Raw genomic sequence first — 11,952 nt, forward strand, 5'->3', positions numbered from 1 at the left:
CACCGGCGGGCGGGCCGCGGCGGTGCGGCCGCGTTGGGGGCGATGCTCAAAGCCAATGCCGTGCTCTGCAACTTATCGGTCAGTTCCAACGGCCTCGGTGCAGAGGGCATGAACTTACTGGCAGCAGGTTTGGAGGACAATCAATGTTTGACGAAATTAGACCTGTCTTCCAACAACTTGGGGCCTGAGGGTGCGCGTGTGCTATCCTCCGTCCTAGAGTCCACGCAGCTGCAGCATTTAGACCTACAGCGCAATGCGCTCTCGGACAAGGGCGGTCTGCAGCTCTGCCAGGCAATGGCCCGCAGCGTCGAGAATGGATTAGAGACCATTGAAGTATTGCAACTCGAAACGAATGAGCTCGGCGAAGGGTTTGCCAAGAAGATGGCCGCCGTCCTCGTCAGCAGCTCCAAACTGAAGAGGCTCAAGCTGGGAGGCAACGACCTCACAGGCGGGCTGAAGGCTATTGCCGATGCATTGGTGGACAACCGCACCTTGGTAGAGCTGTCTTTGTCTGGATGTGGGCTGCGAAGCAAAGACGGTGCCGTCTTTGGGGCTGCAATTGCAGCGAACAAAACTCTTGTAACACTTGACCTCTCCAAGAATCGCCTCGCGGACGAAGGTGCGGCCGACATCGCCGATGCCCTGCGCCGCAACCGCACCCTCCGCGTAGTGAGCCTCGCCTCTAACATGATCACCGATGTCGGTGGCCTTGCCCTATCGAAAGCAGTGCGCGACAATCAGTCGCTGCATGAACTGTGCCTCCGACACAATCAAATGACCACCAAGAGCGGTGAAGCACTGGACGACGAACTCCGCAACAACACAACGATCCAACGGATGGACGTGGCTTTCAACGACTTCACGTACCGATGTTTCTCTGGGATCCAGCACACGTTGCAGCGCAACCAGGCCTCCTGGTCCTCTTTAGTTGTCCCTCGCCTTAACGCCGAGATTGAAGGTCTAGACGTCAAGCAAAAGGAGCTGGTACAAGTGGAGGAGGACACGGAGCTGGAGCACCGCGTGATCAAGGATCGTGGCGACCAGATCTTCCCGTCCGGGGCCTCGTTGCCGCGGGCAGAGCAGGACAAGCTGCGCTGGTTGCTGCGTGGTGGCTTCGAACTGCAGCTGGATCTCGACGGAGCGATGGCGCCGCGGCTCCAGTTGTTCGCGGGGGAGACGGTTGCCCCGATGATCGAGGACCGGGGCATCGACGAGATCTACCTGGACCTCACCGCCCTCAACCCCGACGGCAGCCGTGATGGTGCCCGGGCCATCGCCCTGCGCCTGCAGCGGGCCGTGCGTGAGGCCACCGGGCTGTCGTGCTCCCTGGGGGTGGCACCCAACAAGCTGCTGGCCAAGCTGTGCTCCGACCTGGAGAAGCCCGCCGGAATCACCGTGGTGGCGGCCGAGGACATCCCCGCCCGCATCTGGCCCCTGCCCGCCCGGCGCATCAACGGCATCGGCCCCAAGGCCGCCGCGCGCCTCGAAGCCCTGGGCATCATCAGCATCGCCGATCTGGCCGCCGCCGACCCAGCCTGGCTGCAGAACCACTTCGGCGAGCGCTACGGCGTGTGGCTGCATCGGGCGGCCCACGGTGACGACACCCGCCCGGTGGTCACGCGCAGCGAGCCCAAGAGCCTGTCCCGGGAGACCACCTTCGAACGCGACCTGCACCCCCGTGCCGACAAGGCCGAACTCTCCGGGCACTTCACCCGCCTGTGCGAGCAGCTCGCCGCCGATCTGGCGCGCAAGGGCTACGTGGGCAAGACCATCGGCCTCAAGCTGCGCTTCGACAACTTCCACACCGTCACCCGCGACCAGACCCTGCCCGCCCCCACCGGCGAGGCCGCGGCCATCCGCCGGGCCGCGGGGGAATGTGCACGGCGCGTGCAACTCGACCGGCGCATCCGCCTGCTCGGCGTGCGCGTGGCCAGCCTGAGCCGCCGCGACGCCAACCCCGGACACGCCACACCCCAACCGGCCCAGGCGGAACTCTTCGCCTGATGCGGCCATGACAAGAATGCCTTCCAGGAGACCCGCATGTCCCACCCCACCCTAGAACCGGCCATCCCCGCCGCCGTGGAGCCCTGGCACCAGAACCTCCGGGGCGAGCACGATGCCCTGCTGCACGGCCCCCGCCCGGCCTGGTGGTGGACCGGCCTGCCCCCCGCCGATTGCCCCGGCCGTCAGCCCGACGGACGCCTCACCGCCCTGCCCCAGCCCCGCCTCGACACCTGTAGCCGCGAATCGGTGCTGGCGGTGTTCGACAACGGCTGGACCCTCACCGAGCTGCTCTTTGCCGGCCTGCAGGGTGAGGCCGCCTTCTACCGGCCGCCCTACCATCACCTGCGCCACCCCATGCTGTTCTACTACTGTCACCCGGCGGCGCTCTATGTGAACAAGCTGCGGGTTGCAGGCCTCATCGACAACCCCATCAACCCCTACTTCGAGCGCATCTTCGAAACCGGCGTGGACGAGATGCGTTGGGACGACATGTCCAAGAACGAGATGCTGTGGCCGAGCTTTGCCGAAGCCCACCGCTACCGGCAGCAGGTCTACACCACCGTCCGCCAACTCATCGAGACCCACCCCGACCTCGCCGCCGGCCACGCGCCGATCACCATGGATCACCCCCTGTGGGCGCTGTTCCTGGGTTTCGAGCACGAGCGCATCCACCTGGAAACCTCCTCGGTATTGATCCGAGAGCTGCCCATCGACAGCGTCCAGCGCCCGCCCGAATGGCCCGCCCTGCACCCGAGCGCCGGCACCGCCGCCCCGTTTCCACCCACTGCCGGCACCGACTACCCCCTGCCGCGCTTCATTGATCTGCCCGCCACCCAGGCCAGGATCGGCAAGCCCCGCGACTGGCCGAGCTTCGGCTGGGACAACGAATACGGCGAGCGCAGCGTGGCCGTGCAGGCCTTCCGGGTGGACAGCCAGCTCGTCAGCAACGGCGCCTTCCTCGAGTTCATCCAGAGCGGCGGCTATCTCGACCCCCAGTGGTGGACCGAGGCCGGCTGGGAGTGGCGCGGCTTCCGCAACAGCAAATGGCCGTGCTTCTGGGTGCCCGACGGCCCCGCCGGCCTGCACCAGTACCGCCTGCGCACGCTCTTCGAGACCATCCCGATGCCGTGGAGCTGGCCGGCCGAGGTCAACGCCCACGAGGCCGCCGCCTTCTGTGCCTGGCGCAGCGCCCGGGACGGCATTCCCTGTCGACTGCCCACCGAGGCCGAGCATCACGCCCTGCGTGAGGCCTCGTGGGCCCGCAGCGACCCCGCCGCCCACCACGACGGCATCCGCCTGGGCCAGACCCTCGGCTGGAACAGCCAGCTCGCCCACGGCTCCCCATGGCCGGTGGATGCCGGCCAGCCGGCGGCGAGCGGTGCCCGCGACGTGTTCGGCAACGTGTGGCAGTGGCACGGGGACGATTTCCATCCCCTGCCGGGTAGCAAGGTCCACCCCTACTACGACGACTTCTCCACCCCCTGCTACGACGGCCAGCACCAGATGATCCTGGGCGGCTCGTGGATCTCCTGTGGTGACGAGGCCAGCGTGTGGGCGCGCTTCCACTTCCGCCCCCACTTCTTCCAGCACGCCGGCTTCCGTGTCGTCCAGGCCGCCCACGATGGCGGCATCATCAAGCTCGCCATGGCCGACTCCGGCCGGCAGGTGTACGAGGACGCGCGCATGGTGGACGACTACATGCTCCTCCACCACGGCGAACCCCAGACCCAGATGCCCTGGCCCGGCGGCCCCCAGCGCGCCACCGCCTTTCCCCAGCGCTGCGCCGACTGGCTCATCGACGGCGCGCGCCAGTACGCCAGCGGCACCGCCCGCGCCCTGGACATCGGCTGCGCCGTCGGCGGCGCCAGCTTCGAGCTGGCCCGGGGCTTCGACGAGGTGCTCGGGATGGACCTGTCCCGCGCCTTCATCGACGCCGCCAATGCCCTGAAGAAGGACGGCAACCGCCCCTGGTTCCGCCGTGACGAGGGCGACCTCGGCCAGACCCTGACCGCCCGCATCGACCCGGCCATTGACCGCAGCCGGGTAAGCTTCCGCCAGGCCGACGCCTGCTCCCTGCCCGCCGAGCTGGTGGACATGGATGCGGTGCTGCTGGCCAACCTCCTGTGCCGCCTGCCCAGCCCCAAGTCCCTGCTTGGTCGCCTTGGCGGCCACCGCGGTCTGGTCAAGGTGGGCGGGCTGGTGGCCCTGTTCTCGCCCTATTCATGGCTGGAGCAATTCACCCCCAGGGAAGCCTGGCTCGGCGGCTACGAGCAGGACGGCCAGCCGGTGAAGAGCGCCGACGCCCTGAAGGCCTACCTGCGTGAAGAGGGCTTCGTGCTGCGCCGGGAGGAGGAAGTGCCCCTGGTGATCCGTGAGCACGCCCGCAAGTACCAGTTCATCGTCACCCACGGCATGCTCTGGCAGCGGGAGCGCTGAAAAAGCACGCCGCGGCCTTACTCCGGCCAGTCGCGGGCCGCGGCGACACCACTGCTGACGGCCTGCCCGCGGAGCTTGCGGGCCGCTTCGGGCGCACGGGCGAAAAGCTGCTGGTACGACTCCGTCGCAGCCGGGATGTTGCTCTCCATCAGATGGCTGAGAACCACCAGCGTCATCACCGGCGCCGCACCGGGCCGCTTCTCCAGCAGGGTCTGGGCGTTTTCGCGGGCCTTCCGGGGCAGGCGCGCGCCCAGGTAGGCCTGGGCCAGATAGTAGCGGGCATCCTGCGCCGTCGGGCTCAGGGTCAGGGCCTTCTCCAGGGACTGGATGGCCCGCCCCAGGTTGCGGCTGCGCAACTGCGCCTCGCCCAGGTTGATCCAGGCATTGGCCATGTTCGGATCCAGACGCACCGCCGTCTCCAGGGGCTCGATGGCTTCGGACAGGCGGCCCAGCTTCATCAGGGCATAGCCCTTGCCGCTCCAGGCCAGCACATTGACCGGGTCGATCACCAGCGCCCGCTCCTCGTAGGCCAGGGCGCCGGCCGGGTCCCCCTTGGCACCCAGAGCCTTGGCGGTGGTGAGACACATGCGCAGCAGCTTCGGATCAGCAGCCTCGGCCCTGCGCAGGATGACCAGCGCCTGATCCGGATTGCCCGTCCCAATCATGGCTTCGGCCCACGACACCAGTTCATCGGGCGTCATGCTCACCAACCCGTCGAGCTTCTGGTAAGCCATCGCCGCCTCCCGCGGCTTGCCCGCCTTCAGGTAGGCCAGACTCAGCATCCGCCAACCCTGGAGGGATTTCGGATCGAGCTCGACCGCCCGATGCGCGTCCTCGAGGGCGGCGGGCAGCTTGTTCAGCTCCAGCCGGATGCCCGCCCTGTTGGCCAGCGTTTCGGCATTGGCGGGCGCCAGGACAACCGCCTTTTCGCCCGCCTCCGGTCGCCCCAGGCGCGCCTCAACGACACCGCGCAAATACCAGGTCGTTGCCGTGTCCTTGTCCTTCTCGGGCAGGCAGGTATAGAGAGAAATCGAAGTGGCATGATCGCCGCTCAGCCGGGCCAGATCGGCCAAGCCCCAGTAGGCCGGCATCTGCCAGGGATCAAGAGCGATGGCCTCCCGGTAGGACGCCTCCGCCTCCCGGTACTGACCCGCGGCGTGGCGCGCCTGGGCGACGAGCAGGCGCGCCGGTGCGTACTCCCGGTGAGCCGCCACCAGGGCCTGGGCCTGCTCCAGGGCCTCGCTGCGCAGACCGGCTGTGGCCAGGGCCCGGCCGAAGCCGTAACCCACATCCGGACGGTCGAGGCTGATTCGCCACAGGGCGCGCCACGCCTCCAGCTCCTGCGCGCCCTGCTTAAGCCCACTGGCGGCGCCCACGGCAAAGCGCCAGGCATCCGCGCTGTCCGGTTCACGCCGCACCCAATCGGCACTCAGGGTCTGCAGCTCGGCCCTGGTATGCGCCGGGCAGGGCAGCGGGCCAGCCCCTGATGGGGGAGACGCCGACTCTACCCTCTGGTCATGCGCTGGGTTCCGGTACCGAGATCTTCCCCAGGAACCACAGCTCGAGGTGTCGCCTGATAAAGCCGTCTGCGCGGCCTTTCCCAAAAGGGCGGCTCGTCGGGGCGACAAGGGGCGACTTCAGTCGCCCACCACACGTCGATCACAGGCATGCCTTTGATCTGGCATCCGCGGGCGACTGACGAGGGTGTTGTAACACCATTTTTGCACAGCCGAGACACCCGCGTTATGAGATCAAAAACGGCATTTAGCTCGCAAAAAACATGGCATTTTCGGGTGACTGAACCGCGTTTGATGCCGAGTCCATCGTGAATGCCGGGTGGGCGACGAGTTTTGCGACACCCTCTGAAGTCGCCCCTACAAAACCTTCAACCCTCCAGCCACCAACGTGCCTCAGCTGCAAAGGCCCGCCGCCTCCAGCGCCTCCCGCACCCAGGCCACGAAGACCCGCACCCGCGCCGGCTGCAGGCGGGCGTGGGGATAGACCACGCTGATAGGCCTAGGCGGGGTTTCGAAGGCCTCCAGCACCGCGCACAGGCGCCCGCTCGCCAGATGGGGCGCCACCTGGTAGGAGATGAACATGCCAAAGCCCACGCCGGCCAGGCAAGCGTCCACCGCAGGTGACACATGGTTGAACTCGAGGTTGCCGGTGACCGGCACGGTGAAACTGCGCCCCTTCTCCTCGAAACGCCACCAGGGCCCACCCCCGGCCGAGAAACCGACGCAGTTGGCCTGCAGCAGATCCCGCGGGTGGGCAGGGATGCCCTGGCGGGCCAGATAGTCGGGGCTGGCCACTACCATCCGCCGCACCTTGCCGACGGGATGGGCTATCAGCGACGAGTCTTCCAGGTGGCCGATGCGCACCCCCACGTCGATGCCCTCCTCCAGCAGATTGGTGACCCGATCGAGGAGCAACAGGCGACAGCGCATGCCGGCGTGGCGCTGCACGAAGGCCGTTACCGCAGGCGCCACGTACATCTGCCCGAACAGCACCGGTGCCGTCACCGTGAGCTGGCCAGAGGGGTCGCCCGCTTCGTCACGCAGGGCCGACTCCGCCTCGCCCAGGGCCGCCAGCAGGTTGCGGCAACTTTCCAGATAGTGACGCCCCTCGCCGGTCAGGGCGATACGGCGGGTGCTGCGGTTGAAAAGGCGCACGCCCAGATCGGCCTCCAGGGCCGCCAGCGTGCGGACCACCGCCGGCAGGGAAGCCCCGCTGGCGCGGGCCGCTGCGCTCAGGCTGCCCGCCTCGGCGATCTGCACGAAGGTTGCCATCGCCTTCAGCTTGTCCATGGGAATTGCTCCACTAAACGGAGTAGTTAAATCAACATCCAGGCATTTATCCGGATTACGGATTAAACCACACTGCCGATCAGCCTCTCCTCTCCCCTCACCCGCCACCCACGAAAGGTCTGCCATGAAGCACCCCGCCCAAGCCATCCAGCTCTTCCGATTCACCTTGTCCGGCCACAGTCACCGGGCCGAACTCTTCCTGTCCCTGCTCGGCCTCCCGGTGGAGGCGGTGGACGTGGACCTCCTGGGTGGTCAGCAAAAGACCCCCGCCTATCTGGCCATGAACCGCTTCGGCCAGGTGCCGGTGATCCGCGACGGCGACGTGACAGTGGCCGACTCCAACGCCATCCTGGTCTACCTGGCACGCCAGTACGGCGCCCCCCACTGGCTGCCCACCGACCCGGCCATTGAGGCCCAGGTGCAGCGCTGGCTGACGGTGGCAGCCGGTCTGGTCGCCTATGGCCCCTGTGCCGCGCGCCTGCTCACTGTGTTCAAGATGCAGTTCAATGCCGAAGAAGTGATCGCCCGCGCCCACGCCCTGTTTGCCGTGATGGAGCAGGAGCTGGCCGAGCGTCCCTGGCTGGTGGCCGGCGACACGCCAACCATCGCCGATGTGGCCAACTACACCTACATCGCCCACTCGCCCGAGGGCAATGTGTCCCTGGACGCCTACCCGGCGATCCGCGCCTGGCTGGCCCGGGTGGAGGCACTGCCCGGCTTCTTCCCGATGCCGGTGACGGCCGCCGGGCTGCGCGCCTGAGCACCATGCACAGCGTCTTCCATGCCGGAGAGACGGCCCTCCAGTCCGCCGCCGGCAGCCGGGAGCGCCTCGCCGAGGTGGGGCCGCGGGTGATCCGCGAGGAGATGCCCGAGCAACACAGGGGCTTCTTCTCCAGCCTGCCCTTTGTGGTGGTGGCGACCACCGATCCATCCGGCCAGCCCCACCTCAGCATGCTAGCCGGGGCACCGGGCTTCGTGTCGGCGCCGGATGGCCGCCACCTGCAGATCGCCGGACGGCCGGCGCCGGACGATCCCCTTGATGCCCTGCTGACCCCCGGCGCACGCTTCGGCCTGCTCGGCATCGAGGCCCACACCCGGCGGCGCAACCGAGCCAACGGCCGGGTGCTGGCGCGCGGCACCGACGGGCTGAGCCTGGGCGTGGAGCAGAGCTTCGGCAACTGCCCCAAGTACATCCAGCCGCGCTGCGCCCTGTTCGACCCGGACTGGCGCGCCGGTGCACCGGCCGAGAAAAGGGCCGGCCTGAGCGACGCCGAGCGGGCCTGGATCCGCGCCGCCGACACCTTCTTCATCGCCACCGCCCACCCGTCAGACGACGCCGATCCGGCCCACGGTGTGGATGTCTCCCACCGGGGCGGCCCGCCGGGCTTCATCACGGTTGATGGCGACACCCTGGGCATCGACGACTTTGCCGGCAACAACTACTTCAACACCCTGGGCAACCTGCTGCTCAACCCGCGGGCCGGCCTGCTCTTCCCCGATTTCACCCGGGGCAGCCTGCTGCACTTGCAGGCCACCGCCGAGATCCTGCCCGGCCCACCCCGGCGCCTTCTGCTGCGGGTGACCGGCGTCAGGCACCACCGCGCCGCCCTGCCCCTGCGCTGGGAGGATGCGGGCTGAGGCGGCGGGGCCGGGTTCACGCTGCTTTCCGCAGCGGACCTCCCTGAACCCGAGGCAACCCCGATGCTGGCGAAGATCTCGATGGCCTCGCTCGGATCACCCGACGGGTGAAGCGGGTGGGGCTTGCGGGAGGCACTGACGGTGGCCAGAGGACGGGTAGGGGCGACTTCAGTCGCCCGCGGACTTCGATCAAGGGCATGCCTGTGATCGGCGCGTTTTGCGCGACTGAAGTCGTCCCTACAAGTCACCCCTACAGAGCGAAAGTCCGCAGTCGATCAATTCGCCCCCCACAAAGGCTCACTCCTCCAGCAGGCTGCGCAGCATCCAGGCGGTCTTCTCGTGCACCTCCAGGCGCTGGGTGAGGAGGTCGGCAGTGGGCTGGTCACTGGCCTTGTCCACCAGCGGGAAGAGCCCCCGGGCGGTGCGGGCGGTAGCTTCCTGGGCCGCCACCAGCAGGCGGATCATGTCCTTCGCCGCGGGCACACCTTCCGGCGCCTCGATGGAGGCCAGTCGGGCGAATTCGCTGAAGGTGCCGGGAGCCGGGTGGCCCAGGGCGCGGATGCGCTCGGCGATCACGTCCAGGGCGTTCCACTGTTCGGTGTATTGCACCATGAACATCTGGTGCAGGCTGTTGAACATGGGTCCCTTCACGTTCCAGTGGAAGTTGTGGGTCAGCATGTAGAGGGTGAAGCTGTCAGCCAGGAGGCGCGACAGACCGGCGGCGATCTCGGCCCGGTCGGTGGCGGTGATCCCGATGTCCATCATCGGGCCTGCGGCTTGGTAGGTGGATTTCATGGCAGTCTCCCTTGATTGAGGCCAACGCCCCGAAGGAAATTCGGCGGGGCTGACTCCAGTATCGGAGCGCCACCGCCGATGGTCCAATTGCCAATTTCGCTGATGGGGATTGCCCCTGACTATCCCAGCGCCGTGTCCAGGAACATCATCACCGCAAAGCCGGCCATCAGGCCCAGGGTCGCCGGCGTCTGGTGGCCGTTGCGATGGGTCTCGGGGATCACCTCGTGGGACACCACGAAGATCATCGCCCCGGCGGCAAGGCCCAGGCCGACGGGATAGGCCACGGCCAGACCACCGGCGATGCCGACCCCGAACAGCGCCCCGAGGGGCTCCATCAGGCCGGAGGCACCCGCCATCAGCACCGCACGCCAGGCCCCCACGCCGGCGGCCCGCAGCGCCATCACCACGGCCAGGCCCTCGGGGATGTCCTGCAGGGCGATCGCACTGGTGAGGGGCAGGCCCACGTCCAGTTCGCCACGGGCAAAGCTCACCCCGATGGCCATGCCCTCGGGCAGGTTGTGCAGGGTAATGGCCAGCACGAACAGGCCGACGCGGCCAATGCGCTCGCAGCCCGGGCCGCAGGGGCCGGTGCTGTCATGTTCGTGGGGCGTGAAGCGGTCGAGGCCGAGCATCAGCAGCACGCCAAGGGCCAGCCCGGCCACCACGATGAGGGCCCCGGCCGCCCCGTTGCCGGTCATCTCCTTGGCCGCGGCGAGGCCGGGCAGGATCAGGGAGAAAGAACTGGCCGCCAGCATCATGCCGGCGGCGAAGCCGAGCAGGCTGTCCTCCATGCGGGCGGAGATGCGCCCCAGGGCGATGCCCGCCAGCGCCCCCAGGGCAGTTGCAGCGAAGCCGGCCAGGCCGCCGAGAGCCGCCAGACGCACGGGTGCGCCGCCCCCCGATAGGCCATCGATAATGCCGGAGATCAGCATCAGGGTCACCGCCGCCATGGACAGGGCCAGCCCGGCCATCATCCACGGGTGCTGGCGTGCCTGCAGGCGCCAGGCGTCGCGCCAGGCCTGCCCGGTGACGGCAGCGGCCCCATCGAGGGCCAGCCCGGTGCCCGTCGTGTTGTTATTCTGCATGCGTCCTCCCGGGTTCGGATCAGATTGCCGCGGCAAGAAGCCAGGCCACCTGGGCGAGAAAGAGGGCCGCTCCCGCCACCGTGATGGTCACCCCGACAGCAAAGCGGAGCGGATGGGCCTGGGCCTGGCCTTTGGCCCGGGCTTCAACTTCATGGCGTGCCAACTGAAGCGTGGTCATGATCTTCTCCTTGCGAAAATGCATCTGATGGATCCATTCTCGACACTGGCAGGCCGCGCGTCCAATTGCCTCTTTCGCTGATCCCGATTGGAAAAAGCCATTGCAGGCAGGCGCGCCCGGTGGGTCGAGTGAATTTAACCCTACACATGCCAATCACGCTCCCCATTTCCCTTGCAGACCCATGACGGCCGACCTCTTCCCCGACACCCTCGCCGCCCGTGAAGCCCTCGCGCCGGGCGCCGTGCTGCTGCGCACCTTTGCCCTGGGCGAGGCTCCCGCCCTGTTGGCGGCCGTGGCCGACGTCACCGCCCGCGCGCCCTTCCGCCAGATGCAGACGCCCGGCGGGCAGACCATGTCGGTGGCCATGAGCAGCTGCGGCGAGCGGGGCTGGATCAGTGATCGGCGCGGCTATCGCTACAGCCCTGTCGACCCGCAGACAAGCCAGCCCTGGCCGCCCATGCCCGCCCTTCTTGCCGACCTGGCCCGCCGCGCCGCCGCCGACGCGGGCTTTGCGGACTTTGCCCCGGATGCCTGCCTGATCAACCGCTACCTGCCCGGCTGCCGCATGGGCCTGCACCAGGACAGGGACGAGGCCGACCTGAGCCAGCCCATCGTCTCCGTGTCCATAGGCCTGCCCGCCACCTTCCTGTTCGGCGGTCCGACCCGGGGCGGCCGGCCCCTGCGCCTGCCCCTCGTGCACGGCGACGTGGTGGTCTGGGGCGGCCCGGCGCGGCTGCATTTCCACGGTGTCGCGCCCCTTGCCGACGGCAGCCACCCGGCCACTGGCAACTGCCGCATCAACCTCACCTTCCGCCGGGCGGCTTGAGAAAAATCTTGCGACCCCTGTCGATTCCAACCGGCGCCCTTCGTCGACAGCACAGGAGCCGAGCGGCGCCGCTTGGAAAAGCTCAGCCAGCTCACCGAGAAATTCGGCCGCAAGGCGAATTGAGCGAGCGCCGTTGCCCGTCCAGAAGAGAAATCGCCGAACCGGGATCAAGCTGTCCGCTGC

General features: G+C 68.0%; 10 protein-coding genes and 1 pseudogene. 6 read left to right on the forward strand and 5 right to left on the reverse strand.

Annotation, left to right across the window (positions count from 1 at the left end; genetic code table 11):
* Positions 1 to 108 precede the first annotated feature (108 nt).
* The 3 genes and pseudogenes from J0L98_RS21690 to ovoA all read left to right on the forward strand — a co-directional run.
* Positions 109 to 714: pseudogene (locus tag J0L98_RS21690) on the forward strand (hypothetical protein); the annotation flags it as partial.
* A 60-nt stretch (positions 715 to 774) separates the two neighbouring features.
* Complete coding sequence (locus J0L98_RS19565) at positions 775 to 2,004, forward strand: DNA polymerase IV (RefSeq protein ID WP_296413633.1); 1,230 nt, start codon at positions 775 to 777, stop codon at positions 2,002 to 2,004.
* Between the two features lie 36 nt (positions 2,005 to 2,040).
* Positions 2,041 to 4,440, forward strand: coding sequence for a 5-histidylcysteine sulfoxide synthase (gene ovoA, locus J0L98_RS19570; protein WP_296413635.1), 2,400 nt, complete (start codon positions 2,041 to 2,043; stop codon positions 4,438 to 4,440).
* A gap of 17 nt (positions 4,441 to 4,457) precedes the next feature.
* On the opposite strand, the gene J0L98_RS19575 is transcribed toward ovoA, so the two are convergent.
* Positions 4,458 to 5,858 (reverse strand): tetratricopeptide repeat protein, encoded by a 1,401-nt coding sequence (locus J0L98_RS19575; protein ID WP_296413636.1) that lies wholly within the window; start codon positions 5,856 to 5,858, stop codon positions 4,458 to 4,460.
* Positions 5,859 to 6,350: 492 nt separating this feature from the next.
* Positions 6,351 to 7,247, reverse strand: coding sequence for a LysR family transcriptional regulator (locus J0L98_RS19580; RefSeq protein WP_296413638.1), 897 nt, complete (start codon positions 7,245 to 7,247; stop codon positions 6,351 to 6,353).
* A gap of 124 nt (positions 7,248 to 7,371) precedes the next feature.
* Here J0L98_RS19580 and J0L98_RS19585 point away from each other — a divergent pair, with 124 nt between their 5' ends.
* Positions 7,372 to 8,007 carry a glutathione S-transferase gene (locus tag J0L98_RS19585; RefSeq protein WP_296413639.1) on the forward strand — a complete coding sequence of 212 codons (636 nt, stop codon included), beginning with the start codon at positions 7,372 to 7,374 and terminating at the stop codon, positions 8,005 to 8,007.
* A 5-nt stretch (positions 8,008 to 8,012) separates the two neighbouring features.
* On the forward strand, positions 8,013 to 8,885 hold the full coding sequence (locus J0L98_RS19590; RefSeq protein ID WP_296413641.1) for a pyridoxamine 5'-phosphate oxidase family protein: 873 nt from the start codon (positions 8,013 to 8,015) through the stop codon (positions 8,883 to 8,885).
* 297 nt (positions 8,886 to 9,182) lie between these two features.
* Here J0L98_RS19590 and J0L98_RS19595 read toward each other — a convergent pair whose 3' ends face one another.
* The 3 genes from J0L98_RS19595 to J0L98_RS19605 all read right to left on the reverse strand — a co-directional run bounded on the left by J0L98_RS19595 (position 9,183) and on the right by J0L98_RS19605 (position 10,943).
* Positions 9,183 to 9,680, reverse strand: a complete 498-nt coding sequence (locus J0L98_RS19595) for a Dps family protein (protein WP_296413642.1) — start codon at positions 9,678 to 9,680, stop codon at positions 9,183 to 9,185.
* A gap of 119 nt (positions 9,681 to 9,799) precedes the next feature.
* Positions 9,800 to 10,765, reverse strand: a complete 966-nt coding sequence (locus tag J0L98_RS19600; protein WP_296413644.1) for a ZIP family metal transporter — start codon at positions 10,763 to 10,765, stop codon at positions 9,800 to 9,802.
* Positions 10,766 to 10,784: 19 nt separating this feature from the next.
* On the reverse strand, positions 10,785 to 10,943 hold the full coding sequence (locus tag J0L98_RS19605; RefSeq protein ID WP_296413646.1) for a hypothetical protein: 159 nt from the start codon (positions 10,941 to 10,943) through the stop codon (positions 10,785 to 10,787).
* A gap of 181 nt (positions 10,944 to 11,124) precedes the next feature.
* On the opposite strand from J0L98_RS19605, the gene alkB reads away from it, so the two are divergent.
* The gene (gene alkB, locus J0L98_RS19610; protein WP_296413648.1) at positions 11,125 to 11,769 is read left to right on the forward strand and encodes a DNA oxidative demethylase AlkB; all 645 of its coding nucleotides are present in this window, start codon (positions 11,125 to 11,127) and stop codon (positions 11,767 to 11,769) included.
* Positions 11,770 to 11,952: the final 183 nt, after the last annotated feature.

This window comes from Zoogloea sp., from assembly GCF_017302315.1.
In the GTDB taxonomy this organism is placed as follows: domain Bacteria; phylum Pseudomonadota; class Gammaproteobacteria; order Burkholderiales; family Rhodocyclaceae; genus Zoogloea.

What these genes read in the sequence shown, in the direction of transcription:
- J0L98_RS19565 (WP_296413633.1), top strand. Translation starts at nt 775, where the DNA reads ATGACCACCAAGAGCGGTGAAGCACTGGACGACGAACTCCGCAACAAC.
- ovoA (WP_296413635.1), top strand. Translation starts at nt 2,041, where the DNA reads ATGTCCCACCCCACCCTAGAACCGGCCATCCCCGCCGCCGTGGAGCCC.
- J0L98_RS19580 (WP_296413638.1), bottom strand. Translation starts at nt 7,247, where the DNA reads ATGGACAAGCTGAAGGCGATGGCAACCTTCGTGCAGATCGCCGAGGCG.
- J0L98_RS19585 (WP_296413639.1), top strand. Translation starts at nt 7,372, where the DNA reads ATGAAGCACCCCGCCCAAGCCATCCAGCTCTTCCGATTCACCTTGTCC.
- J0L98_RS19590 (WP_296413641.1), top strand. Translation starts at nt 8,013, where the DNA reads ATGCACAGCGTCTTCCATGCCGGAGAGACGGCCCTCCAGTCCGCCGCC.
- J0L98_RS19595 (WP_296413642.1), bottom strand. Translation starts at nt 9,680, where the DNA reads ATGAAATCCACCTACCAAGCCGCAGGCCCGATGATGGACATCGGGATC.
- J0L98_RS19600 (WP_296413644.1), bottom strand. Translation starts at nt 10,765, where the DNA reads ATGCAGAATAACAACACGACGGGCACCGGGCTGGCCCTCGATGGGGCC.
- J0L98_RS19605 (WP_296413646.1), bottom strand. Translation starts at nt 10,943, where the DNA reads ATGACCACGCTTCAGTTGGCACGCCATGAAGTTGAAGCCCGGGCCAAA.
- alkB (WP_296413648.1), top strand. Translation starts at nt 11,125, where the DNA reads ATGACGGCCGACCTCTTCCCCGACACCCTCGCCGCCCGTGAAGCCCTC.